Below are 25,782 nucleotides of genomic sequence, written 5' to 3'. Positions count from 1 at the left end.
GGCCGATCAGCCCTCGTGATTTTCATGGCGTGCACCTGAGACGCGCATTCATTCCTGGTACGATTCAAAAGGGATCGCCCGGTTCGATGACATCATCGGCCTGGGCGCCGGCGGCGCGGCGATATTCGCGAGGCGACATGCCATATTGATTGCGAAATGCGCGGCTGAAATGCGCGGAATCGTTGAAGCCCCAACGAAAGCAGATTTCGGAGATCGACAGCCGCATCCGCATCGGGCTGCCGAGATCGAGGCGGCACCGCTCAAGCCTGCGCACCCGGACATAATGGCCGAACGTATCGCCCGCCGATGCAAAGAGCTTTTGTATATAGCGCGGCGAGGCATGGGCCTTGTCGGCGAGCCGCCGCAACGAGAGGTCGGCGTCCGGCAGCAGGGTTTCGATCATCTGGCAGATCCGGTGGAGATAGGGCGACATCGCGCCAGCCTCGCCATTGCCGTTCTCGCTGACCACCGCCAGGCTGGCCGCGAGCAGCTCGGTCAGCGCCAGTTCCACCGGCCGCAGATCGTCCGCCGACAAATCGGGCAAGGCGTCGGCGGTGGAGCGCAGAAAGCCGGAAAGAATGCCCGCAACACCCTGGCCCGCTTCCAGCCGGCCGATCTGCAGACTGCGCGCCGACACCAGGCGATGATCGAGCGCCACGCGCGGGGCACTGACGAAGAGGATCCGGCACGATGTGTGCAGTGCCAGCGTGGCCGTTCGCCCCGTCGGCCCATAGGCGATATCGCCGATCGCCATGGACAGGCTGTCTTCGCCGTCCTGGATCGTGGCCTCTCCGCTGAGCAGAACCGCCAGCCAGATCGCTGCGGGAAGATCGGTGCGGCGCCCGCTGATCGTCTGGGCGTCCGCATCGATCAGTGCGAACTCGATCCCGAGCGGCGAGGTCAGACAGGTCACCGAGGCTTCGGGTGGGTCCCTGTCTTCAAGCTCCCCCACCGGCAAGCCGAGCCGGCTCATCGCATCTCGCCAGGCCGTGGCCCGTTCGAGCGGGGAATAGGAATCGGTGCTGAATCGCCAAGCCTCCACTGATTTTCAAACCTCTCCTGCTTCGTCGGCTGTTTGCCTCACGATATATTTCGGCGCGCTCGCGATCGACAAGCCGCCAAGGACCCGATGATTACACCCCTTGATCCACGCCTGCCTTTCGCGCCTGCCACGCGGCGAGATAGCGCAGGATCAGCCAACGGTTGAACTGCGATTGCGCGCCCTCCTGCCAGGAATAGCGACCGCGCGTGGCGAAGCGGGAACGCAGCCCCTGCTGCACCAGTTCGTCGACATGCATATCCTGGGCAATGATCTTGCGCGACGATGTCATGATCATTTCCAGCCGATGCTCGAATGCGGGATCCTTGCTCGCGCCGGGCGCCACCAGAAAACCGGTATCCTGCTCCATCGTCTCCGCCCCGTCGGGACGGAGGATCAGATAGATGACCAGATCGCTCGTCATGACCAGCGACAGCGTCGGCGGCACATTGGCGAAGGTCATGCGGCCGCGATCCTCCTCGACCAGATTCGGGAAGATCGGCAGCACCGCGCGCTGCGTGGGATTGAAGCTCGCATCTGGGTGAAGCGTGCCGTTGAAACGCAGGAAACCAGCATCGCTCGGGTCGGAATCGGGGAAGACCGCGCGTTCGCTGGGCACGAAATTGTGCAAGGGCCCCTGGTGAAGCCGGCTGGCGTGATAGCCGTCATTGTTGTTTTCGAACATCACCTTCCAGTTCCACGGAAACTGTCCGGTAAACGGCGTCAGCGTTTCCGCCTCGTCGAGGCGATAATTCGCGATCGCCTTGCCGACTTCGGCCAGCCTCGGCGCCAGCGGCGCGGCATTCCGATCGAAATTGATGAAGATGAATCCGAGCCAGATCTCGACCTTGAAGGACGGCAATCCCGCGGACGATTTTTCGAAATCGCACGTCCGGCTCATCGCCGGCGCACCGACCAGATCGCCGTTCAGCCCATAGGTCCAGTGGTGATAGGGGCAGACGAAGCTGCGCGCATTGCCCGCACCTTCCGCGACCAGCATGGCGCGGTGCTGGCAGACCGCCGACATGGCATGGATGGCCCCGTCGCGATCGCGCGCGACGATGATCGGTTCGCCGATGATCCGCGTCGTGAAATAGTCGCCCGGCTTCGCAACTTGCGCTTCCCGGCCCACGCACAGCCATTCGTGGTTGAACAGCGCTTCCTGTTCGAACCGATAGAAATCGGCATCGGTGTAACAGGCGGGCGGAAGCGTGTTGGCTTTCTCGAGCGCCACGTTCGAACTCCCGAAAGACTCGAAGAATGCGTCGCTGAGCACGTCTGAATTCACGTCCACCCCCAAATACTGGCTTCATGCAGATGTGAACTTAGGGAGCATCGCGGAGGCGGGTCTTGTTTCCAGATGCACGGAAACACTGCGCGGATTCACCTGCGGCCGGAAATCCGCGGTGCCAGGCGAATAACCGTAGAAATACAGTCTTGGCGCGTTTGCGGCGCTTCGGCATCGATGGCCGCGCCGGCACAAGGTGAGGAGCGCATCGTCATGGAACCATTGATCGTCGGATGGGGGCATACGAAGTTCGGGCGGCATGACGGGCTGGACATCGAGGCGCTGATCCAATCGGCCGCGCGCGAGGCGCTCGACGATGCCGGGATCGATGGCCGCGACGTGGACGCCGTTTGGCTCGGCCACTTCAATTCCGGCATGGTTGCGGACGGTTTCTGCTCGTCGATGATCCTCGGGATCGATCCCGCGCTCCGCTACAAGCCCGCGACGCGTTGCGAAAATGCCTGCGCCTCCGGATCGGCGGCGCTCTATTCGGCGATCGATGCGATCCGCAGCGGCCGCGTGCGCGTGGCGCTGGTGGTCGGCGCGGAGAAGATGAGCGGGCTCGATACGGCGGGCATCACCCGGGCGCTTGGCGGCGCATCCTATCAGCGCGAAGAAGCCGGCGTCTCGTTCCCCGACATCTTCGCGCGCTTCGCCCGGGCCTATGGCGAACGCCATGGCGATCCGGCCGAGGCGATGGCGCATATCGCGGTCAAGAATCATCAAAACGCGATGGCGAATCCGCTGGCGCAGATGCAGCGGCCACTAACGCTCGATTTCTGCCGCACGGTCTCGGACAGGAATCCGATGATCTCCGATCCGCTGAAGGTCAGCGACTGCTCGCTGATCTCCGACGGCGCGGCGGCGGTCGTGCTTGTCGCCGATGACATGGCGGGCGATTTCGCAAAGGGAGTCCGTTTTCGCGCCACGGCGCATGTCAGCGACCTGCTGCCACTTTCGAGCAAGGATCTGGCGGCATTCGAAGGGCCGGCCCGCGCGATCGCCCAGGCCTATGCGCTGGGTGGCGTGAGCGTCGACGATCTCGACCTCGCCGAGGTGCATGACTGTTTCACCATCGCCGAATTGCTGTTCGTCGAGGCGCTGGGGCTGGCGCCGCCCGGTCAAGGCAGGGCCGCGATCATCGACGGCGCGACCGGGCGCGACGGCAGGCTGCCGATCAACCTGTCCGGGGGGCTGAAGGCGAAGGGGCATCCCGTGGGCGCGACCGGTGTCTCGATGCATGTGATCGCCGCGCGGCAAGTGACCGGTCAGGCCGGGGACATGCAGCGTCCCGGCGCGGAGATCGCGATGTGCGTCAATATGGGGGGCGGCGCCGTCACCACCTACGCATCGATCCTGGAGGCGATGAAGTGAAGCCGATCTATCATGACGCGGAGACCGCGCTACACGACATCCTGGGCGACGAGATGATCCTTCTGGTCGGCGGTTTCGGGCTGTGCGGCCTTCCCGAAGCGCTGATCGGCGCGATCGAGACGCTGGGCGCCAAGCGCCTGACCTGCGTTTCCAACAATGCCGGCATCGACGGGATCGGGCTGGGACGATTGTTGCGCACGCGCCAGATCGCCAGGATGATCTCCTCCTATGTCGGCGAGAACAAGGAGTTCGAACGCCAATATCTTGCCGGCGAGCTGGAGCTCGAATTCTGCCCGCAAGGCACGCTCGCCGAGCGGTGCCGCGCGGGTGGTGCGGGCATTCCCGCCTTCTTCACGCGCACTGGCGTCGGCACGCTGGCGGCCCAGGGCAAGGAACTGCGCGATTTCAAGGGCGTCACCTATGTGATGGAGGAAGCGATCCAGGGGGATCTCGCCCTTATCAAGGCTTGGCGCGCCGACGAGACGGGCAATCTCCAGTTCCGCAAGACGGCGCGCAACTTCAACGCGTCGATGGCGGCGGCGGGCCGGATCTGCGTCGCGGAAGTCGAGGAGATCGTGCCCGCCGGGTCGATCGATCCGGATCAGGTTCACCTGCCCGGCATCTATGTCCAGCGGCTGCTGCTCAACCCCGCCCCCGTCAAGCATATCGAATTCATCACCAATCGCCCGAGGGAGGCCGTTTGATGCCCTGGACCCGCAACGAGATCGCCGCCCGGGCCGCGCAGGAATTGCGCGACGGCTATTATGTCAATCTCGGCATCGGCATCCCGACCCTGGTCGCCAACAACATCCCCGACGGGATGTTCGTGACGCTGCAATCCGAAAACGGCATGCTCGGCATCGGCCCCTTTCCCTATGAGGGCGAGGAGGATCCGGACCTGATCAATGCCGGCAAGCAGACCATCAGCGCCCTGCCCAATTCCAGCTTCTTCTCGTCATCGGACAGTTTCGCGATGATCCGCGGCGGTCACATCGACCTGACCATCCTCGGTGCGCTCGAGGTCTCCGAAACGGGGGACATCGCCAACTGGATCATTCCGGGCAAGATGATCAAGGGCATGGGGGGCGCGATGGATCTGGTCGCGGGCGCGCGGCGCGTGATCGTGACGATGGATCACCTGTCCAAATCGGGAGAGCCCAAGATCAAGCGCGCATGCACCTTGCCGCTGACCGGCCAGAATGTCGTCGACATGGTCATCACCGACCTGTGCGTGCTGCGCCGTGAGGGCCCGGCATCTCCTTTTCAGCTCGTCGAATGCGCACCCGGCGTGACCGCGGACGAAGTCGTCGCCAGGACCGAAGCGCGCATCCGCGTTTGAAACCCGGCATTCTGCGGAAAAGCGGGATGCAGGCGAGACACCAGTTCGGCGACGTTCCGCACGGCCAGCGTGGCCTTGATCCGCGCGAGATAGGCTTCGACCGTGCGGGGCGAAAGGTTCAGCATATGTCCGATATGCTTTGCCGTGTGGCCCGCGCATACAAGCATCGCCACATCCCGGTCGCGCGGGCGTAGCGCGCCGATATTCCATTGCCGGGAGAGATCCTGAAAGCACCATACGGCCCGCGCGAACGGATCCTCGGGCTGCAATGCCTGGCCGGTGACCGCGCACCAGAACAGGGATCCGCCCTGGCGCCGCATGACGCGTTCGTCGGCATGACGGCCGGTTGCGCGCAGCGCGCGCCCGGCATTGCCGGCGACGCGTTCGGACTCCGCGATTGCGGGGTAGAATATCTCCATCGCGAGCCCCCCGATCCGCTCGGCGGGAAGCTCGAACATCTCGGCGAACGCCGCATTGGCGCGTTTGACCACGCGATCCTCGGTATAGATGGTCGCGACGGGCGAACATTCGAAAGCCAGCGCTGCCAGCGTGCCGGACTCGCAATCCGACATTGCGGCCGCCCCCTCACTGCCCCCGATCATGCCGTGCCATTCGATGATCGCCCCGGCATGATCGAGTGGTCTGCATCAGAATTTATGCTTGAGTGTGATCCGCCATTCGCGACCGCGGCTCGGCAATGCGCCAAGGTCGGCAATCACCCCGGCATCGGGCGTGAAATAGAGCTTGTCGAACAGGTTATCGACGTTGAGCGTGACGTTCCAGGGGCCATGCTCCGCGAATAGCGAGAAGTTCGCGACGGCATAGCTCGGATAGACGACGGCACCGGGCAATATCCCCGATGTCTTCGAGGCCCTGGATACACCCGCCGTCGAACCCCAGCGCCCCCATGACAGCCGATCGCTGGTATAGGTCGCGAACGCACTCACCACCGATTTGGGAACCAGGGTGTTGATGTAGTCACCTGGTACGCCCCCATATTTCGAGAAATCGAAGGTCAGATAAGCGCCGCCAAACCCGTTTTGCGGCGACACGCCGACGATCCGCGCCGGCAGATAGATCGTGCTCTTGTCCGGACCGCTGATCTTCGTTTCCTGGATATTGCCGACGAGCGTGAAGCTCAGATTATCGGTCGCCAGCCAGCGGAATTCATATTCGAAACCCTTGCCGATCGTCGGTTGCACGATGCTGGACAGGCCGCCCAGCTGGGTCCGCTTCTGCCGGTACACGTTGAGCGCGCCCAACAGCGTGTTGTCGAACAGCTGGAATTTGATGCCGCCCTCGATCAGCGACGAGTCCGATACGAAGCTGTTCGGGATGTTCGACGGCCGGATATCGCCGGCCTGCTCGACCTCCAGCGCCGCCGAGCGCGCATAGGTGATATAGGGCATGAACCCGCCGGGCAGCTTGTAAGTGGCGCTGCCGCTATAGGTGAACTTGTCCTTCTTGCCCTCGACCCCGGTCTTGAGCTCCGGTGCGCCGAAGACGAACACGCCCAGATCCTTGGACTTGGCATAATAGGAATCGTAGCGGCCGCCGAGGATGAGGTTGAGCCGGCCGATGACGATGTCGCTGGTCAGGAAGATGCCGAAATCGTTCCACCGGCTTTTGACGTCGGTTTCCCAGCCGAGCCCGCCCTGATTGTCGAACGGGGAATCGAAGATGTCAGTGGCCGTCGGCCCGAAGATCAGGTCCCGACGATCGAGCGACAGAAGCCCGCTATTGTAGGACTCCTTTTTCCGGCCACGATAGGTCCGGTAGGATGCGCCGATCAGGTTCCTGGAGGTCAGCCCGCCGCCGAACAGATCGAGCGGGAAGGTGAGGCTGAGGCGCGTTTCGGCGGTCCAGGAGTTATAATCGGCTGGGTAACCGTAGCTGACGAAACGTTCGTTATCGAGGCTGTCATAGAATTGCTGAAGTTTGATCTGGGAATTGTCGCCCAGCGACTTCGCCAGATCGAAATAGAAAGTGTAGGTTGATGTTCGCGAAAAATCCGCGTCGCTTACGAAGACCGTGCGCGGGCTGATTTTTGCGGTTCCGAAGTCCGTATCGAGGACGAAGCGGGGGTCGGCCGCAGGCTTGAAGCCGAAATAGCCTTTGTACAGCGAGGTCGTGAACGGATAGGTGCCGCCGGGGCTGATTTCGGTAGGCTCCAGCCGCCCGTTGCCATTGGCGTCCACCAGCACGGTGTTGCGGCCGGTGATGTAAGTCTGATTGTCGATCAGATCCTGCGTCAGGCGATTCCAGCCCGGCGTCTGGATATCGCCCTTGGAATGATAAGCCATCCCGCCAAAGGCGACGCTCCAGTCGGATCCCAGATCGAGATCGACCGAAATCTCGCCGAGTTGGCGACGAGGATTGATACCGCGATAGAAACTGTGCGAATCCTCGACTTCGCCATAGGCATAGATGCCACCCTGGACACCACCCAGGCGAACCGGAAGCCCGATCTGCGCGGTGGCATTCTTTTTCTTGTAGCTGCCCGCGGTCAACGTGATCTCACCGGTCGCTTCGGTCAGATATTTGCCCTCCTTGGTGGCGGACTTGGGAATGAAATTAACCAGGCCGCCGATCTTGCCGGGGCCAAACACTGCGGCCGGCGGGCCGCGCAGGATCTGCAGTTCCGCGGCACCGCCGATCGGGGTGGAAAAGGTTCCCTTGTTCTCGATGCGCTTGAAACCGCGAAAATAATTCTCGGCCAGGGTGCCCCGGATCTGCACGGCCCCGGCAATGCCGAAATAGCTGGCGGTATAGGTGCCCGGCGAAATCGCGGTCAGCTTGTCTAGCGTCTGGATGCCGTAGCGATCCAGCGTGGTCTCGCTCACGAAGCTTGCCGATCGCGGCGTTTCAATGAGGGGCTTGTCCAGGCCGAATACGGTATCGTTCGGGAGTCTTTCCAACAGCCCGACACGGTCGGCCGTCACCACGATCTCCGGGGTATCAGCGTCCTGCGACTGCTCCGCGCTCGATGGCGCGGCGCCCGCCGCCTGCTGAGGCTGCGCGATCGCTACACCGCCGGCCAGCAGGCCGCCGATTGCGGCAGACGCGCGCATCAATGAAACGACAAACGAAATCCGACGATTCAACATGAAGCCCCTCCCTACCGATCGTTCGACTGAATTCGAAGCTCAGCCAAATCCAATTCAAGCTAATATCGATTCAGATATTCGCTCTTGTCTAAGCGCGCATCGAAATTTGCATTCGATTTTTTCAGAGACAACTATATCCAATCCGCCGCGAACATTTTCGTTCGGCGGATCAGATGATATCTTTTCCTGCTACTTTGTTACTTTTAACTATTCAGAGAACAGGATCTTTCATTTTGTTCAATTGGCCGGAAACCGGCCTATTCGCGCGTATAGTCCGATGGAATGACAGGATTTTCGCCCGCCTTCACCCACAGGATGATCTCGTTGCCCCATGGGTCGGCGAATGCGTGGTTGAAGCCGTTGAAGGTTTCCCAATAATGATTGCGCCACAGGATCGAGGCGCCGCGATCGACGGCCCGCTGGAGAATATCCTCGTGCGATTGCCCGTCGCCGACCAGGATCCAGATGCGCGCCTTGCGACCACCAGTCGCCAGGCTGCGCGGCTCGACACCGCCGGTCTCGGGATGCGGCCGCGCGTTCGCCGCGTCGAAGATGCCCAGGTGCAGATTGCCGATCTGGCTTTCGCTGCCGTCCGAATTGAGGAAGTTTCCGCCCGGCACCATACGATGAAACACGCCATGCGGACGATCGTCATCACGCCAACCGAAGACTTCGTTGTAGAATCTTCCAGCCGCAGCGGGATCGTCAGACGCCAGATCGACAAAAATCAGTGTATTGGGAGTAGTCATTTCCGCTCCTTGTCAATAATCAACTTATGTATTCGTCACGCTTTGGCGTGAATATGTCGAGATTGAGCACCGGGACATCGCCGACAACGACGCCATAATGTTCGATATCAGGTGGCAGCACGAGCAAACCTCCCGGCCCGAGATGATGGACGGCACCATCCTTCCCGACATGGAAATCGATCTGCCCTTCGATGATGTAGACGATCTGTTCGTGCACATGGCTATGCGGACGCGGCTCGTGCCCCGGCTGCAGCCGGTTCAACGAAATGGTCGCGCCTTCACCGGAGAAGACCTTGCGCTGGACGCCTTCGCGCACATCTTCCCATGCGAGCGCATCCCAGTTCGCGGCTTTCAAATCGAGCATCGCGACCTCCCTCAAGCCAGACCGTAGCCGCCGCCTCCCGGCGTTTCGAAGAGCACGACATCTTCCGGATTCATCATCATCTTCTTGGATTCGGAATGCATTTCGCCATTGACCAGGAACCGTCCCGCAGCGCCCTTTTCACCACCGTCGAGGCCGTCCGGGCCGCTGTCGAGCCGGCTCGGCACGGCATTCAGCAGCCAGGGTTCGTTGGTATTCATATGGAAACCGATGATCTGCCCGTCGCCCCCGCGCGAACGCCCTTTTCCGCCCGAACCCCGCCGCAGTTCGCGCCGGTCGAAAACGATCGGCATTGCCGCTTCGAGGATTTCGATCGGCACCGCGGCCACGCCCGTCGGGTAACAGGTCGCGCTGGGGCCGGGCTTCGTCGCGCGCGCGCCCATGCCGCCCGAATAGTTGAACATCGAGGAGGTGAACGCCTCGCCGCTGGCCTGCTTGCCTTGAATCTGCACCGTCCAGACGGCGCCCGACCCTTCGGCGATCACGCGATCCGGAATCACCTGATGCAGGGCCTTCAGGATCGGCATTGGCACGAACATGCCCACGACGTGCCGCGCGTTGAGCGGAGAGGGATAGGCCGCGTTGACGATGCACCCTTCCGGTGCCTTGACCCTGATCGGCGCGAGCGAGCCGTAATTGTTCGGCTGCTCGGGGTTGAGGCAGCTCCGCACCGCAAAGGTGGAATAGGCATGGGTGTAGTTCATGACGACGTTGATACCGAGCGGGCTGGCATCGCTGCTGCCGGTGAAATCGATCACGACCTCACCCAGTTCGTTATCGATCGTCACCGCTGCCTTGAGCGCGATCACCTCGCCACCCGGAACGTCGAACCGGCTTTCACCATGCCAGGTTCCGGCGGGCAGGTTGCGAATGGCCTCACGCGTTGCGGCCTCGGAGCGGCTGATGATTTCTTCCGACAGATCCTCGATATCGTGCAATCCCGCCCTTTCGCAGAGCGCGATCAGGCGCTCGCCCCCCGCGCGGCCGCTGGAGATCTGTGCGGCCAGATCGCCCAGGACGTGATCGGGCGTGCGCACGTTGCGGCGGATGATGTCGTGCAGAACCGGGTTGGGCTCGCCGGCTTCATATAGTTTGAGCGGCGGAATCCACAGCCCCTCCTCATGGATGTCGCGCGCGCCGGCACCGATGCCATAGCCGCCGATATCGGTGTGATGGATCGTCGAGCCGACGAACGCGATCAGCCGGTCGTCCCAGAAGATCGGCGTGAGCACCGTGATGTCGAAGAAATGCCCCGCCGACAGCCAGGGATCGTTGGTGATCAGGACATCGCCGGACACGAGCCGGTTCGCGAACATATCCGCCAGCGTCTTTCCGGCGGCGGCGAGCGAGTTGATATGCCCGGGCGTCCCGGTATTGGCCTGCGCCACCATGCGACCGCGCGCGTCGAACAAACCGCTCGCAAGGTCACCCGCCTCGCGCACGATCGGGCTGAACGCGGTGCGCTGAAGCGCCTTGGCTTGTTCGCTCACGATCCCGATGACATTCGACCACAGGATTTCGAGTTCGATTCCGTCCATGCTCATTTCCTAGTTTCCGCGACGATGCAGCCCAGTTCATTGATCATCGCGTCCCAGTTCGGCGGCAGAACGATGGTTGTCTCACGCTCTTCGATCAAAGCCGGGCCCGGGACGACCTGCCCCGTCGCAAGCGTCGCACGCTCATAGACCGGCACCGGCCCCACCCCGGGCCAGAGCGTGGTCAGGCGTTCCCGCTTCACCTTGCCCTGCTCGCCGGCGGCCGGCCGGGTTCCCCTGAAGTCGATATCGGGGCCGACCGCGGTGAGGCGCCAGTTCACGATCTCAAGCGAGACGTGCGATGGATTGACGCCGTACTGCGCAAAATAGGCGGCCTCGAAATCGGCCTGGATCGCCGCGATATCGCGATGCTGGCGCGGATCGCCCTCGAACATGATCCCGAGTTCGTTCTGCTGACCGAAATAGCGCAGATCGGCACCGAAGATCAGGCGCACCGATTCATGATCGCAGCCTGCCTCCGCAAGCGCATCCATCGCCTCGGCAACCATCTCGTCGAGGAGCAGGTTGACCTCCTGCCAGTCCAGCGCATCGAGCCGCCCCAGGCAGCTGCGCACCAGATCCAGCCGGACCGGCGTCACCAAAGTGCCGAACGCGGAGAGGACGCTCGCCTGTGGCGGGAAGATCACCGCGGAACTGCCGAGCAGCTCCCCGACGGCGCAGGCGTGCACCGGTCCCGCCCCACCGAAGGCGAGCAACGGAATGCCGCGATAATCCACGCCCCGATCGGTCAGATGGGTGCGCGCCGCACTGGCCATCGCTTCGGCGACGATACGGTAGATGCCCTGTGCCGCGCGCGCGATGTCCGTGCCGAGCGCGGAGGCGAGCGACGACATCGCGCCTTCCGCAGCGGCCCGATCGAGCTTCATATCGCCGCCCAGGAAATTGTCCGCATCGAGCAGGCCCAGGACGAGATCGGCATCGGTGACGGTCGGCGATGTGCCGCCCCGCCCGTAACAGGCCGGTCCCGGCATCGATCCCGCGCTATGCGGACCGACCTTGAGCAGGCCCAGCGTGTCGACGCTGGCGATGCTGCCGCCCCCCGCGCCGATTTCGATCATGTCCACCGACGGGATGAGCAACGGCATGCCGCTACCTTCGCAAAAGCGATACATGCGATCGACTTCGAACGTCCCCGTGACCAGGGGTTCCTGATCTTCGATCAGGCAGGCCTTCGCAGTCGTCCCGCCCATGTCGAACGACAGCAGCCGGTCGAGGCCCAGGCGTTCGGCATACCAGCTGGCGGCAAGTGCGCCTGCGGCGGGGCCGCTTTCGATCATGCGCACCGGATTGCGCGCGGCGACGTCCGCCCCGATGATGCCGCCCGAACTCAGCATGATCAGCACGCGATTGGGAATGCCGGCCTCTTCCAGGCCGATCTGCAATCCGTGCAGATAGGGCTGGGTGATCGGCATCGCATAGGCGTTGACGGCGGTCGTCGAGGTACGCGGATATTCGCGGATCTGCGGGGCGATCGTCGAGGATAGCGAGATATGGAGTTCGGGCGCCTTCTCGCTCAGGATCGCGGCCACCTCGCGCTCGTTCGCCGCGTTGCGGAAACTGTTGAGCAGGCACACGGCCACCGACGAAACGCCTTCCGCCTTCAGGCGATCGGCCAGCGCCTCGACCTCCGCGCGATCCACCTGTTTCGCGATCGAGCCGTCCGCGAGCGTCCGCTCGGCCAGCCCGAAGGTCAGCTCACCCGGAATGAGCGACGGCGCGAACTCGATCTGGGGATCGTACATTTCATAGCGATGCTCGTTCCGGATCGAGAGCACATCGCCGAACCCCTTGGTCGTGACGAGAGCGGTCGGCGACCCCTTGCGCTCGATCAGCGCGTTGGTGACGATCGTGGTGGCGTGAACGACGACGCCCGTCACATCCTTGGGGCTGACTCCGGCCTTGTCCAGGACAAGTCCGACGCCGCGGAAAAAGCCTTTCTTGAGATCGTCATGCGTCGTCAAAGTCTTGTCGAGACTGAGCGAACCATCCTCACCGCGAAGAACAACGTCGGTGAACGTGCCGCCAATATCGACCGCAAGCGAATAAGTCATGCTACCTTTACTTTCCAAACAAAATTACCGGAAGCCGCGGCGGCGGCCGCCAGGACTTCATCAAGTTGCTGTTGAGCGGGCGGATCGGTGATGAACTGTGCCGATCCGACCAACGCCAGGCCGCCACGCCAGTCTCCACGATGATCGAACACCGGCGCCGCAAGGGCGTTCACGCCCAGCATCAGTTGGTCGGGCGCCGACGCCCAGCCTTGCCGGCGCACCTGTTCCACGGCGGCGATCAGCCCCGCTTCACTCGTGATCGTCGCGGAGGTCCAGGCCTTGAGCGGCCCTTTGGCGACGGCGGGGAGAAGCTCGGGCGGCCCGAAGGCCAATGCCAGAAGACCGTGCGCCGTGGCATGATAGTCCAGGCTTGCCCCCGGTCTCACGCCGAATTCGATGAGGTTGCGGCCGTGGAGAAATTCCAGGACGACGACGGCACCATCGATGAAGGTCGACGCCGTCACGGTCTGCGAGGTTCGCTCCCGCAGCCGCGACATTTGCGGCCGCATCGCGGCCAGCACATCGAAACGCTCGCGCACCGCGTCTCCCAGTGTCATCAGCTTGATCGCGATTTCGTAGCGCTCGCTCTCTTCGTCCTGCCGCACATAGCCGCGCTTCATCAACGACCGGAGGTGACGATGGGCCCTGGCCTTGGAGATGCCCAGGTCGCGGGCGATCTCGGTGAGACGACAGGGGCGCGGCGCTTCCGCGAGCAGTTCGATCAAGCTCAACACCAGATCGACCGAGGCAAGGCCAGTCTCTTCATTTGCTTCCATTTGGCAAAGATTTGTCAAGATAACTTGGCCCGTGTTCCGCTGAGAGAAACGATGATCTGCTCTGCGATCCAAGTAACCAGCAACCGCCAAATCGGGCAATGGCCCGACTTGACCAATGGCGCACGCCGACATGTCGGGACGTTGTTCTATTGCGTAAAAGCCCGTCCGGTGTTGCCATCGATGGAGAATGGAAGGAATTTCAGCCGGTCATTCCTGGGGAGCCCGCCTTGACCAGCTTGCGTGAACGAATTCGACGGCGAGAGCCGATTCTGGGCACTTTCCTCAAAAGCGCGTCACACCATGTCGCCGAGGTCCTGGGCCGCGCCGGGCTCGATTTCATCATTGCCGATGCCGAACATGCGCCCTTCGGAATCGGCGAAATCGATCGTGTCGTCCTGGGCGCCCGCAGCGCCGATATTCCGTGTTTAGTGCGCCCCGCGGATCATTCGCCCGCGTTCATCGGCCAGTGCCTGGACCTGGGCGCAGACGGGATCGTGGCGCCGCATGTGGTCGACGGCGACCGCGCAGCCGATCTCGTCGCGGCAATGAAATATGCGAGAGGCCAGCGCGGCTTTTCGCCATCGACACGCGCGGCGGGTTTCGGTGGACATGCGGCTGGAACACAACGCGTTCAAGCCGATGCCCATACATCGCTCTGGTGCCAGATCGAGGATGAGGCCGCGCTGAGGCGGCTCGACGACATTGCGCGAACCGACGGCGTCGATTGCCTGTTCGTCGGGCGCGCGGATCTGGCCATGTCATTGGGCGCCGAGGGTAATGGCGATCCCAGATTGATCGACGCGGTCGCTGCCGTCGCAGAGGCCGCGCAGCGCAACGCGGTCGCCTTCGGGATCTTCGTCACCGATACGAGCGAGATTCCCCAGTTCCTGCAACTGGGTGCATCGGTGTTCGTGTGCGGATCCGACCAGAGCTATCTGATCGGTCAGGGACGCGCCAATCGCGCCGCGTTCCGGCACGCGATCGACGCCGTCTGAACCTAGGGCATGCTGTGATCCGCTGGAAGCGGATCGCATGCCCTAGGTTTTTGTTTTACCGCGATTTTAGCTTCGCTGGCCTACGGCTCGAGTCGTTCGATGATTCCATCGAACTACAAATCGCTCTACCCCCCCCGTTCGGCGCCTATGCGCTCCACACCTCTCGCGCCTTTTCGTACACGCCCTGATCGTACGAGAACTCGACATTGTTCCCGTCCGGATCCTTGAGCATGCAGATATAGCCGACATGTTTGGGCATCTGCTTCGGACCGAAACCGAGGCACCCATCGGCGCTCGCGCGGGCGGCGACGTCATCCACCGCTTCCTTGGTCGGCAATTCGATGCCGATATGCGCGAACGGCGCCATCGGCGGATGCTGCGCCGGCGCGAACGGGTCCTTGCCCTCGAAGAACTGCGCGAGAACCAGGACGAAGGGATTGTCAGCCGTCGTGGGATCGCCGAGCCAGGCATTGTAACCCAGCATCTCCTGCCCGCGCTGAAGCAGCTTGAGATGGGTGTAGCGTTCGTACCAGGCGATAGTCTTGTCGATATCCTTCACGTGGAGCGCGATGTGCGTCCAGCTGGCGCGGCGCGGACGATGGTCGTGATTGATCTGATCGGACATGGTCGCCTCCGCTGACAATGGACTTCAACCGACTGATGGCATCAAATGCAACGGCGTGACTTGGACGAACGCGCACGAACATGCCGCTACCGTTTCTCCGCCGCGGCACAGAAAGCCCGCCAGCCACCAAAATCGGTGATATTCCGGGCGCCGACGATTGCGCGCGGCTCGCCGACAAATCCTTTCACCGGTTCACCGTCGTCCAGCGTCAGCGTACCGATGGCGAGTGGCGCCGGCACATCGACGGTGAAGCTGCCAAACGCCGCCATCCCCATTTCATAGACTTCGACCTCGATCGCGGCGCCACCGTCCCCGACATGCATCAGCGCCGGCTTGGGCGGCACGCTGTCCGCCATCGCATAAAGTTCGTAGCAAGGCGCGGTCCGGCACTGCCGGACCAGACGCGCGCCGCGCGACGACAATTGCCAGTTGAGCGGCATGCCCGAAAGATGGGCGCCGACGACGGCCAGCCTGACCACATCCGCGGAAGGCGCAAGATCCAACAGGGGTTCTTCCATTCCGTCATCCTGAAGATCGAGGGCGAGATCGGCCAGCGCCGGGTCGCTCCATGCCGGGCCGATCAGGGTCACGCCGAAACCCGTTCCATTGCCGCGGAATCCGCACGGGATCGCGATCGCGCACAGATCCAGCATGTTCACGAAATTGGTGTACAGTCCCAGATTGGCGTTCAGGCCGAACGGCTCGGCCAGCACCTCGTCGATGCGATAGATGGTGGGGGTGGTCGGCAGGAGCAGCGCGTCGACCGTATCGAAGATTTCGCGGCAAAGACGTTCATAGCCTTTCAGCGCGGCGAGGTCCTCGAACGCCTGTCCTGCCGTCATCTGGCCGCCGGGCGCGACGATCGCGCGCACCACCGGGTGAATGGCGGAGGGGTTGTCGCGCAGCAAATCCGAAATCACGCTGTGGCGCTCGGCCACCCAGCCGCCCCGATAGAGCAGTTTCGCGCATTCGAGCAGCGGCGCGATATCGACATCGACCAAATTCAGGCCGGATTGCTCCGCCCGCCGCCGCGCCCGTTCGTAAAGCGCCTCCGACTCACCGTCGCCGCACCAGTTCAGGTTCCGGGCGAGCGGAACGCCGATCTTCGCGATCGCGCCAGGCGCGCTCGATGCGATGCGCGAATAGGGATCGTCGCGGTCGAACGCCGTCAGCACGCCATCGATCAATACGGCATCGGCGACATTCGTGGTGAAGAGGCTGACGCAGTCGAGCGAGCGGCACGCCGGCACGACGCCGCGCTTGCTCCATCGCCCGCCGCTCGGCTTGTAACCGATCAGTCCATTGAACGCGGCCGGCACCCGCCCCGATCCGGCGGTATCGGTTCCGAGCGCGAACGACACGATGCCCGCCGCCACGGCGACCGCCGATCCCGAACTCGAACCACCCGACACATAATCGCGATTATAGACGCAGGCACAGGCGCCATAGGGGCTGCGGCTGCCGACAAGCCCGGTCGCGAACTGATCGAGATTGGTCTTGCCGATCGGTATGGCGCCCGCGTCGAGCAGGCGCTGGACGGCAACCGCGCTTTCGCTCGCCACATAGCCGAAAGCAGGGCATGCCGCGGTGGTCGGGATCCCGGCAAGATCGATATTGTCCTTGATCGCGAACGGCACGCCCGCCAGCAGCAGGTCTTCGCCCGCAGCGACGCGCCCGTCGACCTCAGCCGCATGCGCCAGGACCTCATCGCGCGACAGACGGGTGATCCAGGTCTGCGGCTGCACTGCGTCATAGGCGTCGGCCCGGGCCAACGCCTCTTCGGCGATCGTAACCGCCGATCGCGAGCCGGCGCGAACCTGCGCCGCGAGCGCCGCCACACCCTGGCTGATACCGGTCACAGCGGCGCGAAATCCGGAAACCCGCCCTTGTGATACAGCAAAGGCGGCGCATCCGAAGCGAAGTCGACGCGAACGCCGCGACCGATGAAGATGACATGGTCGCCCGCTTCATAGCTGTGCTCCAGCGTGCAATCGATGAAGACCGGCGCGCCGATGATCTGCGGCGAAGCCCCTTCCGTCGCGCGATGGGGCAGATCGGTGAATCCGCTCGCATTCGGACCGTTCGAAAAGGCGAAGGCCAACGCCTGTTGACCACGGCCGAGGATATTGACGCCGAACGCCTTGCGCTCCGCAATGGGGCCGAACACCCGGCTGTTGCGCCCGGAACAGATCGATACCAGAGGCGGATCGAGCGACGCCGAGCAGAACGAACTGTACGTCGCGCCAATCGGCCGATCGCCCTCCCAGCTCGTCACCACCACCACGCCCGATGGGAAGGACCCCATCGCCGCGCGCCATTCCTCCTGCGTCGGCGCCTCCGGATACATCACAGGATCGGCCACACAGGCTGCCTGGGCAGGTTGGTCCGCGCGATGATTTCGGCACCGCGCTGCCGGGCATCGGCCATCAGTTTCTCCTCATCGATCTGTGTCGCCCGTCCACCCTCGATCACGCGGACGCCGTCGATCCAGACGCTGTGCACCGGCCCCAAAGGCGCGCACAGCGCCAGCTGGTAGACCGGATCGAAGATCGCGCTCCATTCCGGATTGTCGGTGTCGTGCAGGACCAGATCCGCCTTTTTGCCGGTTTCGAGCGACCCGATCATATCGGTCATCCCGAGCGCACGCGCGCCGTGCAGCGTCGCCAGCTCCAATATGGTCGCGGGTCCGAAAATCGTGCGATCGACGCGCGCGTCCCGGAAAAGATGCGCCGTCAGCCGGGCCGCGGCCAATATGCCAGTGGCCAATCCATCGGTTCCGAGCGCGACGTTGACGCCGGCGGCAAGCATTTCAGGATAGAGGCCATGCTGCGAAATCCCGAAGCCGCCTTGAAGTGCGGCATGCGGACAGAGGATCGCCTGGGTGCCGGTCTCGATCAGGATATCGAGTTCCGACTGGTCGATATCGGCGAGATGGGTCAGGCAGATATTGGGGCCGAGCACGCCGATCGCCGCGAGATGCTCGAGGGGGCGGCGGCCATGCCTGGCCTGGAACCAGTCAGGGTCCGACGACCGCGCACTCATATGCGCGGACACGCGGATACCATGCTGATCGGCCAGCGCCTTCGCCGCCTGCCAGACCTCGTCCGAATTCGTCGAATGCCCGACCAGAACCGGCCAGGCCGCAAGCATCGCGCCTTTGCTGTCGGGATAGCGCGCGACCTCGGATTCCAGGATCCGGATCGCATCGGCGGATTTTCTGGGCTGGTCCTCAGGATTGGATGCCCGCCCCTCCACCCATTCACCCACACGCCCACGGATGCCGGTCAGCGACAGGCCCTCCATGACCGCGTCGAGCTGACGCACCGTCCCTGCCTCGAGAAAACTGGTGGTGCCGCCCCGCATCATGGCCAGCGCCGCGCATTGCGCCGAGATCGCTTCATCTTCGGCGGATTGCGCGCGAAAGATCGGGATCACCCAGCCGCCCATCACCTGCGATGGCGCTTCTCCCGGCCCGCCCCGTTTGAAACCGCGGGTCAGCGGATCACCAGTGATGTGGATATGCGCATCGACGAAACCCGGGGTCATGACGAAACCGCGCGCGTCCAATGTCTCCCTGGCGGCGACGGTGCGCGCCAGCGCTTCGCGCTTGCCGACCGCGACGATCCTGTCGTCCGCGATCGCCACCGCGCCGTCCTCCACCACATGCCGTTCGGCGTTCATCGTGATGAGGGTGGCGCCCGAAATCAGCAGATCGGCGACAATCGGATCTTCAGCCAAGCACAGTCCTCCAACCAATATCTCTACAAGCGCGATCAGCCGAAGCGGAAGCCGGAGAGATGCGCCTCCATGGCGACATCGCTGAACACCCGCACACCCGGCGCATCGCCCGCGGCGCCGGCGGCGACCATCAACGGCAACAGATGTTCTTCGCGCGGATGCGCATTTCGCGCGGCGGGCGCTTCCGCCCAATGCGCGAGCCCATGCCAGCGGGATTCCGCATCCTCGTCGCCGATCGTATCGGTCAGCCACCGGTCGAACGCTTCCGACGGCGCGGTCGCGGCCGGTGTCCGGAATGCGCGCATATTGTGATAGCTCATGCCGGAGCCGATAATGAGCACGCCTTCCTCGCGCAGCGCCTGAAGCGCCTGCCCCGCCTTCAGATGCGCCTCCGGATCGAGATCGCGCGTCAGCGAAAGCGGCACCACCGGGATATCGGCATCCGGAAAGATCAGCAGCAAGGGGATGAAGATCCCATGATCGAAACCGCGCGACGGGCTCGTCTCGGCCGCAAGGCCGGCGCCCTGCAGCAGCTCGACGATGCGCGCCGCGACTTCGGGCGCGCCTGGTGCGGGATATTGCAGTTCGTAGGTATGGGGCGGGAAACCGGTATAGTCATAGATCATCGCGGGGGCCGCGGCGGTCGACGCGGTGAACACCGCTTCCTCCCAATGGCCGGAAATGACGACGATCGCCTTGGGCTTCGCGGGCAGCGTGTCGGCAAGGCCGCGCAGCCATGCCGCCATCTTGTCCCAGGTGTCGGCCGGGCCGCCCATCTGCCGCCAGTCCATGAAAAAGCAGGGCCCGCCCCCGTGCGGAATGAACCATGTCGGAAAGATCGTGTCCGTCACGGCGTCTTGCTGGCTGGGGGAAGCGGCTTTGGTCATGGGTCCTCGCGCGATGTCGACTGCGCTCGAACCATATAAGGCGCGACCGGAAAGTCTTGACCAGAGATGCGGCCAGACTTGGCCGATACTGTCGAAGCGGCCGGTTGCGCCCCTGATCCCGCTGCCGGATCCACATGGCGAAGCCGGCGATAGCAGCGAGTCATGAAGCGCAAATCGAGAGCGAAACCCACCAGCTTCGATGCGGCAAGCGGTTCGCACAAAACTAAAATTCCAAGCCGATCTCAGGCCGACAGGATGGCGCGGATAATATGGCGGAATCTGTCCTGTTCATCGCCCTGAGGCAGACGGCGTGCAAGTTGCCCGACAACCGCTAGCGCGGCTTCGACATGCACTTTCGCCCCCTCTTGCGCCAATGTCGGCCGCGCCTGGCAAAGCAGGGTCGCCCATCGCATGACCAACTCTGCCCGTATCGCTTCGAGCCGCGCCTGATCGGCTTCGTCCATTTCCCGCAACGTGCCTTGCAACAGGCCGATCAATGTCCCCTCGCGCAAGGCGTGATCCGCCATCAGATCGGCCATTGCGGCCACGACATCGCCATCGCCGATCGATGCGACCGACGCTTCCAGCGTCCTGATCGCCTCGGTCACAGCCGCCTCCAGCAAGGCGACGAGCAACTCGGTCTTGCGCTTGAAATAGCGATAAATGGCGGGCCCGCTGATGCCCGACGCCGTGGCGATCGCATCGATGCTCGCGGCGGCATAGCCGCGTTCCTGGAACATCTGTGCAGCGGCCGACAGGATCATCTCCCGCCGCGCCTCCGGTGTCATCCGGGTTCTTCGCCTGATCGCGTCCGCCTCTGTCTCGCCACCCACTGATGCGCTCTAGCATCGCCGCCTCCGGAATGCTAGTGAACGATCGTTAATTAGGAGACGAGACTATGACTTCGCCCCTCGCTCGCCCGCTCGCGGACCCGGCATGTTTCGATCCGGATCGGTTCGCCAGCCATGGCTATCCGCATGATATCTGGACGAAGATGCGGGCCGAGCAGCCAGTGGCCTGGCATGACGACGGCGTGCGCGAGCCGTTCTGGGCGATCACCCGCTATGCGGACATCACCGCGATCGGGAAGGACAGCGACAATTTCATCAGCAGCCCCGGCGTCACGATTCTGCGCAAGGACCAGATGGTTGCCGACAACACGCCGCGCGTGCCGCTGATGCTGACGATGGATCCGCCCGAGCATCACAAGAACCGCATGATCCTGCGCGAACGCTTCAAGCCCAGCGTGATGCGTGCGCTGGAAGAACATATCATCGCGCGCTGCGGCGAGATCGCCGACGACGTCGCCGCCGCCCGCGTCGCCGCGGCGCAGGGCGACGACGTGATCGACTTTGTCGATGCGATCGCGATGCGGCTGCCGCTCGACGTCATCCTGGAACTGCTGGGCGTGCCCACCGACGATCGCGACCAGATGTATCTGTGGAGCAATGCCGTGATCGGCAGCGAGGACCCCGAATATGGCAGCGTCGAGCTGCCGCGCGAGGCGATCGTCGCCGCGCAGCAGGCGATGTTCGGCTATTTCGCGCGCTTCATCGCAGAACGCCGGAAGGCGCCGCGCGAGGATCTGGTGAGCCTGCTGGTCGAGGCGCGGATCGACGGCACGCCGCTCAACGACATGGAGATACTGGGCTTCTGCTTCCTGCTCGCGATCGCGGGCAATGAGACGACGCGCAACGCGACCAGCGGCGCGATGCTGGCGCTGATCGAGCATCCCGAAGCGCGACATATTCTGACGCAGGATCTCTCGATCATGACCCCGGCGGTCGAGGAACTGCTGCGCTGGGTAACGCCGATCGTCTATATGGCGCGCACGGCGACAACCGATATCGACATCGGCGGCCAGACGGTGCGGGCGGGCGAGAAGGTCGTGCTGTTCTACCCCTCCGCCAATCGCGACGAGACCGTGTTCGAAAACCCCTTCTCGCTCGATTTCTCGCGGCGGCCCAATCGCCATCTCACCTTCGGCTTCGGCCGGCATAGCTGCCTGGGCAACGATCTCGCCCGCATCGAACTCCGCGCGGTGCTGAACGAGATCCTCACGCGTTTTCCGGGAATCGAGCTTGCCGGTCCGGTCAGCCGGCTGCGCTCCAACTTCGTCGGCGGCATCAAGCATATGCCCATCCGCCTGGAACCCTGAGGGCTCGACAAACTCCTCCACGTCCTATTAGAGTAAAGATTATAAGGATAGGAGGGGCTGATGCGGCGGATCGTCGCGCTTTTGCCGTGCGCGCTTGCGGGATTGCTGCTTGCGGGTATCGGCGCGGCGCTGGGCTGGTGGGGCGTTCGCCTCGCCGCGCTCGGTGGCTCTCTCTATTATGCAGCGGCCGGAGTGGCGCTGATTATCGCCGGCATCGCGCTCCTGCTGCGGCGGCGCTGGGGCTATTGGCTTTATCTCGCGACCACGCTGGCGACACTAATCTGGGCGGTGTGGGAAGTCGGCCTCGGCCACTGGGGGCTGATGGCCCGCCTGCTCGCCCCTGCCCTGCTATTGGTCGTACTGACATTGCTCGCACCTTTGCTCAGGCCGGCGCGCTTCGAGAAGGGCCGGATCGGCAGCCGCGCCCTATTCGGCTTCGCACTCGTCCAGCTCGTCATTCTGGGCGGCGCCTGGCTGGCCGTTCGCGATCCGGCCCCGTCGGCAAAGGGTGATGCGACCGAGGTCGCGGGTGTGGCCGACGGCATCTGGGCCAATTATGGCGGCGACTGGAAAGGCGATCATTTCAGCCCGCTCGGGCAGATCACGCCGGCCAATGCGGCGCGGCTCGAACATGCCTGGACCTATCGCGTCGGCGGGCTCGACGATCTCGGCACCAACAGCCGCTTCACCGCTACGCCGCTCGCGATCGACGACACGCTCTACCTCTGCGATCCGCGCAACATCATCGTCGCGCTCGATGCGACGACCGGGAAGCAGCGTTGGCGGCACGATCCGAAGGTCGTCGCCTCCAAGGCGTTTTCGGTGGTGTGCCGCGGCGTCGCGCATCATCGTTCGGGGGATGCGGGGCAGTGCGCCTCGCGCATCCTGGAAGCGACGCTCGATGCGCGGCTGATCGCGGTCGATGCGCGCGACGGGACGCCCTGTGCCGGCTTCGGCGATGCAGGCGCGGTCGATCTGCGTCCGGGCGTGCAGACACGCTTCGACGGCTATTATTACGTGACCTCCGCGCCGACCATCATCGGCGATCTCGCAGTGCTCGGCGGCTACGTCATCGACAACCAGCGCGTCGATGCGCCGCACAGCGTGATCCGCGCCTATGACGTGCGCAGCGGCGCGCTGCGCTGGGTGTGGGACGCCGGTGCACCGCCGGGCAAGCCGCCGGGAAAACCGGGCGAGCTGTTTTCCGCAGGCAATCCCAATGCCTGGACCGCGTTCAGTGCCGATCCCGCGCTCGGGCTGGTCTATGTGCCCACGGGCAACAGCTCGCCCGATTTCTTCGGTGGCCTCAGGACGCCCGCGGCCGAGCGCTACGGCACCTCGATCGTCGCGCTCGACGCGGCGAGCGGCGCGGTGCGCTGGTCGTTCCAGACCGTCCATCACGACCTGTGGGATTACGACATGCCGGCCCAGCCAGCGCTGGTCGACCTGGGCAATGGCGATGACGCGGTGCCCGCGCTGGTGGCTACCGGCAAGACCGGCGAAGTCTTCCTGCTCGATCGTCGCGACGGACGCCCGATCGCCCCGGTCGAGGAACGCGCCGTGCCGCGCTCCACCGTGCCCGGCGAACGGAGCGCCCCCACCCAGCCCTATTCGGTCGGCATGCCCAGCTTCGCGCCACCGCGCGTCGAGGAACGGACGCTCTGGGGCGCGACGCCGATCGACATGCTGCTGTGCCGGCTGCGCTTTCGCGAGCTCCATTATGCAGGCGCCTATACGCCGCCATCGGTCGAACCCTGGCTGATGGCGCCCGGGACGTTCGGCGCGATCAACTGGGGCGGGGTCGCGATCGACCGGTCGCGCGGGCTGATGATCGTCAACAGCTCGTCCATGCCCTTCACCGGACAGCTCGTCCCGCGCGCCGAGGCCGATGCGCAGGGCGCAGCACCCTTCGATCCGGACTCGAAGCGGCCGTCGCGCCCGGTCAAGGGCCAACCGATGCCGCCCATGGCCATGCAGGGCACCCCGTTCGGACTGCGGTTGATGCCCTTCCTGTCGCCGATCGGCTTCCCCTGCGCCGCGCCGCCCTGGGGCGAGATCGCCGCGATCGACCTGAAAAGCCGCAAACTGGCATGGCGCCGTCCCTTCGGCACCACCAAAGGCCTTGCGCCGTTCGGCCTCGCTTTGCCGACGGGCATCTTCAATCTCGGCGGGGCCGTGACCACCGCCGGCGGGGTCACCTTCATCGGTGCGGCGACCGATGGCTATCTCCGCGCGATCGAAACCGCCACCGGTACCGAACTCTGGCGTTCGCCATTGCCCGCCGGCGGCCAGGCCACGCCGATCAGCTATTCGGCGCGCGACGGCCGCCAGATGGTCGCGATCGTCGCCGGCGGGCACGGATCGCTCAGAACCCCACGCGGCGATTATGTCGTCGCCTATTCGCTTCCCCGCAGCCAGATCAGAAAGACGACGCCATGACCGATTGGAACAGCCTGTACGCATCGCGCATGGACGGCGTCGTCGCGTCGGACATACGCGAGCGCATGAAGCTGCTCGCGGCGCGCGAGATCATCCATCTCGGCGGCGGCCTGCCCGATCCGGAGATCTTCCCTTATGATGCGCTTTCGGCGGCGTCGCAGGCGATCTGGGCCGATCGGGCGCTGGCACGCACCGCCCTGCAATATGCGCCGAGCGAAGGCCATGGGCCGCTGCGCGCGTGGATCGCGGACTATCTGACGCGCACCGGATCGCCATGCGGCGTCGACAACATCCTGATCACCAACGGATCGCAGCAAGGCCTGGATTTCATCGCCAAGCTGCTGCTGTCGCCGGGCGACACCGCGATGGTCGAGATTCCCAGCTTCATCGGCGCGCTGCGCGCCTTCGATGCCTATCAGCCGCGCTATCTCGGCCTGCCGGAAGATGCCGAGGACTGGCGGGCGGAGAAACTTTCGGGCGCCAAATTCTGCTATGTCGGCCCCGATTTCCGCAATCCGACCGGCACCACCATGACGCTCGACGAGCGTAACGCGCTGCTCGATCTGGCGGACGCGACGGGCATGGCGCTGGTCGAGGACGGCTGCTACGAACAACTCCGCTATGACGGCGAGACGATACCGTCGCTGCTGTCGCTCGCCATCCGGCGCCATGGCGATATCGAGAATATTCCCGTCCTCCAGACCGGCACCTTCTCCAAGACCATCGCGCCGTCGCTCCGCGTCGGCTGGATCGCGGGACCGGCCGACGCGATCCGCAAGCTGGTGCTGATCAAGCAGGCGAGCGATCTCGCGACCAGTGCGCTCAACCAGATGCTGCTGCTCGAGGTGGTGAAGACGCACCTCGACGACGCGATCGCGCTGGCCTGCACGGTCTATCGCGAGCGGCGGGATTCAATGCTGAAGGCGCTTGCCGACAACATGCCCGAGGATGTGCGCTGGACGATGCCCGAAGGGGGTCTCTATGTCTGGGTGGAACTGCCGGACGGCATGGACGCCACTCTCTTCGCGCAGCGCGCATTGGCCGAGCATTCGGTATCGGTCATCTCCGGCGCGGCCTTCTATCCGGCCGGCGCGAGCAACGTCACCGTCAAGCGCAACACCTTCCGCCTGAGCTTCTCGATGATCGGCGCCGATCCGGCGCGGACGGGTGTGGAGAGGCTGGGGATGCTGGCGCGGGAGATGGCGGTGGTCTGAACTTTAAAACCCTCGCCCCCTTTAGGGGGAGAGGGTGATCGAGCGTAGCGAGATCGGGAGAGGGG

Annotated in this window: 22 protein-coding genes; 7 read left to right on the top strand and 15 right to left on the bottom strand. The window is 64.0% G+C overall.

The window, feature by feature from the left end:
* Positions 1-64 precede the first annotated feature (64 nt).
* Together AC3WN8_RS12930 and AC3WN8_RS12925 are read right to left on the bottom strand one after the other, a co-directional pair.
* A complete protein-coding gene (locus AC3WN8_RS12930; protein ID WP_492669842.1) occupies positions 65-973 on the bottom strand; it encodes a helix-turn-helix domain-containing protein in 909 nt (302 codons plus the stop codon).
* A 160-nt stretch (positions 974-1,133) separates the two neighbouring features.
* A complete protein-coding gene (locus AC3WN8_RS12925) occupies positions 1,134-2,273 on the bottom strand; it encodes an aromatic ring-hydroxylating oxygenase subunit alpha (RefSeq protein ID WP_492669841.1) in 1,140 nt (379 codons plus the stop codon).
* 267 nt (positions 2,274-2,540) lie between these two features.
* On the opposite strand from AC3WN8_RS12925, the gene AC3WN8_RS12920 reads away from it, so the two are divergent.
* Genes AC3WN8_RS12920 through AC3WN8_RS12910 form a run of 3 tightly spaced genes read left to right on the top strand, consistent with a single transcriptional unit; the run spans position 2,541 to position 5,040 of the window.
* Positions 2,541-3,701, top strand: coding sequence for an acetyl-CoA acetyltransferase (locus AC3WN8_RS12920; RefSeq protein ID WP_492669840.1), 1,161 nt, complete (start codon positions 2,541-2,543; stop codon positions 3,699-3,701).
* A complete protein-coding gene (locus tag AC3WN8_RS12915; protein WP_492669839.1) occupies positions 3,698-4,405 on the top strand; it encodes a CoA transferase subunit A in 708 nt (235 codons plus the stop codon). Before AC3WN8_RS12920 ends, AC3WN8_RS12915 begins: the two co-directional genes overlap by 4 nt.
* Positions 4,405-5,040: a 3-oxoacid CoA-transferase subunit B gene (locus AC3WN8_RS12910; RefSeq protein ID WP_492669838.1), complete on the top strand. Its 636-nt coding sequence runs from the start codon at positions 4,405-4,407 to the stop codon at positions 5,038-5,040. The genes AC3WN8_RS12915 and AC3WN8_RS12910 overlap by 1 nt, the downstream gene beginning before the upstream one ends.
* On the opposite strand, the gene AC3WN8_RS12905 is transcribed toward AC3WN8_RS12910, so the two are convergent.
* The 7 genes from AC3WN8_RS12905 to AC3WN8_RS12875 form a co-directional block, all read right to left on the bottom strand.
* Positions 4,965-5,612 (bottom strand): helix-turn-helix transcriptional regulator, encoded by a 648-nt coding sequence (locus AC3WN8_RS12905; protein ID WP_492669837.1) that lies wholly within the window; start codon positions 5,610-5,612, stop codon positions 4,965-4,967. The two genes, AC3WN8_RS12910 and AC3WN8_RS12905, sit on opposite strands and share 76 nt — an antisense overlap.
* A 75-nt stretch (positions 5,613-5,687) precedes the next feature.
* Positions 5,688-8,147, bottom strand: a complete 2,460-nt coding sequence (locus tag AC3WN8_RS12900; protein ID WP_492669836.1) for a TonB-dependent siderophore receptor — start codon at positions 8,145-8,147, stop codon at positions 5,688-5,690.
* A 257-nt stretch (positions 8,148-8,404) separates the two neighbouring features.
* Positions 8,405-8,896, bottom strand: a complete 492-nt coding sequence (locus AC3WN8_RS12895; protein WP_492669835.1) for a VOC family protein — start codon at positions 8,894-8,896, stop codon at positions 8,405-8,407.
* 19 nt (positions 8,897-8,915) lie between these two features.
* Positions 8,916-9,260: a cupin domain-containing protein gene (locus AC3WN8_RS12890; protein ID WP_492669834.1), complete on the bottom strand. Its 345-nt coding sequence runs from the start codon at positions 9,258-9,260 to the stop codon at positions 8,916-8,918.
* 11 nt (positions 9,261-9,271) lie between these two features.
* Positions 9,272-10,816 carry a hydantoinase B/oxoprolinase family protein gene (locus tag AC3WN8_RS12885; protein WP_492669833.1) on the bottom strand — a complete coding sequence of 515 codons (1,545 nt, stop codon included), beginning with the start codon at positions 10,814-10,816 and terminating at the stop codon, positions 9,272-9,274.
* A 2-nt stretch (positions 10,817-10,818) separates the two neighbouring features.
* On the bottom strand, positions 10,819-12,885 hold the full coding sequence (locus AC3WN8_RS12880) for a hydantoinase/oxoprolinase family protein (protein WP_492669832.1): 2,067 nt from the start codon (positions 12,883-12,885) through the stop codon (positions 10,819-10,821).
* The gene (locus tag AC3WN8_RS12875; protein WP_492669936.1) at positions 12,882-13,661 is read right to left on the bottom strand and encodes an IclR family transcriptional regulator; all 780 of its coding nucleotides are present in this window, start codon (positions 13,659-13,661) and stop codon (positions 12,882-12,884) included. The genes AC3WN8_RS12880 and AC3WN8_RS12875 overlap by 4 nt, the downstream gene beginning before the upstream one ends.
* A 227-nt stretch (positions 13,662-13,888) precedes the next feature.
* Between AC3WN8_RS12875 and AC3WN8_RS12870 the strand changes: the two genes are divergently transcribed.
* On the top strand, positions 13,889-14,656 hold the full coding sequence (locus AC3WN8_RS12870; protein ID WP_492669831.1) for an HpcH/HpaI aldolase family protein: 768 nt from the start codon (positions 13,889-13,891) through the stop codon (positions 14,654-14,656).
* Between the two features lie 145 nt (positions 14,657-14,801).
* On the opposite strand, the gene AC3WN8_RS12865 is transcribed toward AC3WN8_RS12870, so the two are convergent.
* The 6 genes from AC3WN8_RS12865 to AC3WN8_RS12840 form a co-directional block, all read right to left on the bottom strand.
* Positions 14,802-15,281 carry a VOC family protein gene (locus AC3WN8_RS12865; RefSeq protein WP_492669830.1) on the bottom strand — a complete coding sequence of 160 codons (480 nt, stop codon included), beginning with the start codon at positions 15,279-15,281 and terminating at the stop codon, positions 14,802-14,804.
* 86 nt (positions 15,282-15,367) lie between these two features.
* Positions 15,368-17,140: an allophanate hydrolase gene (gene atzF, locus AC3WN8_RS12860; protein WP_492669829.1), complete on the bottom strand. Its 1,773-nt coding sequence runs from the start codon at positions 17,138-17,140 to the stop codon at positions 15,368-15,370.
* Positions 17,137-17,643 (bottom strand): flavin reductase family protein, encoded by a 507-nt coding sequence (locus tag AC3WN8_RS12855; protein WP_492669828.1) that lies wholly within the window; start codon positions 17,641-17,643, stop codon positions 17,137-17,139. The genes atzF and AC3WN8_RS12855 overlap by 4 nt, the downstream gene beginning before the upstream one ends.
* Entirely contained in the window at positions 17,628-19,019 is a 1,392-nt protein-coding gene (locus AC3WN8_RS12850; protein ID WP_492669827.1) for an amidohydrolase family protein, read from the bottom strand. The genes AC3WN8_RS12855 and AC3WN8_RS12850 overlap by 16 nt, the downstream gene beginning before the upstream one ends.
* 35 nt (positions 19,020-19,054) lie before the next feature.
* The gene (locus AC3WN8_RS12845; RefSeq protein ID WP_492669826.1) at positions 19,055-19,906 is read right to left on the bottom strand and encodes a DODA-type extradiol aromatic ring-opening family dioxygenase; all 852 of its coding nucleotides are present in this window, start codon (positions 19,904-19,906) and stop codon (positions 19,055-19,057) included.
* Positions 19,907-20,148: 242 nt separating this feature from the next.
* Positions 20,149-20,694: a TetR/AcrR family transcriptional regulator gene (locus AC3WN8_RS12840; protein ID WP_492669825.1), complete on the bottom strand. Its 546-nt coding sequence runs from the start codon at positions 20,692-20,694 to the stop codon at positions 20,149-20,151.
* A 110-nt stretch (positions 20,695-20,804) separates the two neighbouring features.
* Here AC3WN8_RS12840 and AC3WN8_RS12835 point away from each other — a divergent pair, with 110 nt between their 5' ends.
* Genes AC3WN8_RS12835 through AC3WN8_RS12825 form a run of 3 tightly spaced genes read left to right on the top strand, consistent with a single transcriptional unit; the run spans position 20,805 to position 25,717 of the window.
* Entirely contained in the window at positions 20,805-22,064 is a 1,260-nt protein-coding gene (locus AC3WN8_RS12835; RefSeq protein ID WP_492669824.1) for a cytochrome P450, read from the top strand.
* 60 nt (positions 22,065-22,124) lie between these two features.
* Positions 22,125-24,503, top strand: a complete 2,379-nt coding sequence (locus AC3WN8_RS12830) for a membrane-bound PQQ-dependent dehydrogenase, glucose/quinate/shikimate family (RefSeq protein WP_492669823.1) — start codon at positions 22,125-22,127, stop codon at positions 24,501-24,503.
* A complete protein-coding gene (locus AC3WN8_RS12825) occupies positions 24,500-25,717 on the top strand; it encodes an aminotransferase-like domain-containing protein (protein WP_492669822.1) in 1,218 nt (405 codons plus the stop codon). The genes AC3WN8_RS12830 and AC3WN8_RS12825 overlap by 4 nt, the downstream gene beginning before the upstream one ends.
* Positions 25,718-25,782 lie beyond the last annotated feature (65 nt).

This window comes from Sphingobium sp. FW305-3-2-15-F-TSA7, from assembly GCF_058787155.1.
Note: the sequence above shows the minus strand (reverse complement) of the source record. Positions and strands in the feature narration are given on the sequence as shown.

Coding starts and splice junctions, on each gene's coding strand:
- AC3WN8_RS12905 (WP_492669837.1), bottom strand. CDS start 5,612: ATGTCGGATTGCGAGTCCGGCACGCTGGCAGCGCTGGCTTTCGAATGT.
- AC3WN8_RS12865 (WP_492669830.1), bottom strand. CDS start 15,281: ATGTCCGATCAGATCAATCACGACCATCGTCCGCGCCGCGCCAGCTGG.
- AC3WN8_RS12830 (WP_492669823.1), top strand. CDS start 22,125: ATGCGGCGGATCGTCGCGCTTTTGCCGTGCGCGCTTGCGGGATTGCTG.
- AC3WN8_RS12825 (WP_492669822.1), top strand. CDS start 24,500: ATGACCGATTGGAACAGCCTGTACGCATCGCGCATGGACGGCGTCGTC.
- AC3WN8_RS12890 (WP_492669834.1), bottom strand. CDS start 9,260: ATGCTCGATTTGAAAGCCGCGAACTGGGATGCGCTCGCATGGGAAGAT.
- AC3WN8_RS12920 (WP_492669840.1), top strand. CDS start 2,541: ATGGAACCATTGATCGTCGGATGGGGGCATACGAAGTTCGGGCGGCAT.
- AC3WN8_RS12845 (WP_492669826.1), bottom strand. CDS start 19,906: ATGACCAAAGCCGCTTCCCCCAGCCAGCAAGACGCCGTGACGGACACG.
- AC3WN8_RS12840 (WP_492669825.1), bottom strand. CDS start 20,694: ATGACACCGGAGGCGCGGCGGGAGATGATCCTGTCGGCCGCTGCACAG.
- AC3WN8_RS12880 (WP_492669832.1), bottom strand. CDS start 12,885: ATGACTTATTCGCTTGCGGTCGATATTGGCGGCACGTTCACCGACGTT.
- AC3WN8_RS12885 (WP_492669833.1), bottom strand. CDS start 10,816: ATGGACGGAATCGAACTCGAAATCCTGTGGTCGAATGTCATCGGGATC.
- AC3WN8_RS12930 (WP_492669842.1), bottom strand. CDS start 973: ATGAGCCGGCTCGGCTTGCCGGTGGGGGAGCTTGAAGACAGGGACCCA.
- AC3WN8_RS12895 (WP_492669835.1), bottom strand. CDS start 8,896: ATGACTACTCCCAATACACTGATTTTTGTCGATCTGGCGTCTGACGAT.
- AC3WN8_RS12910 (WP_492669838.1), top strand. CDS start 4,405: ATGCCCTGGACCCGCAACGAGATCGCCGCCCGGGCCGCGCAGGAATTG.
- AC3WN8_RS12875 (WP_492669936.1), bottom strand. CDS start 13,661: ATGGAAGCAAATGAAGAGACTGGCCTTGCCTCGGTCGATCTGGTGTTG.
- AC3WN8_RS12835 (WP_492669824.1), top strand. CDS start 20,805: ATGACTTCGCCCCTCGCTCGCCCGCTCGCGGACCCGGCATGTTTCGAT.
- AC3WN8_RS12900 (WP_492669836.1), bottom strand. CDS start 8,147: ATGTTGAATCGTCGGATTTCGTTTGTCGTTTCATTGATGCGCGCGTCT.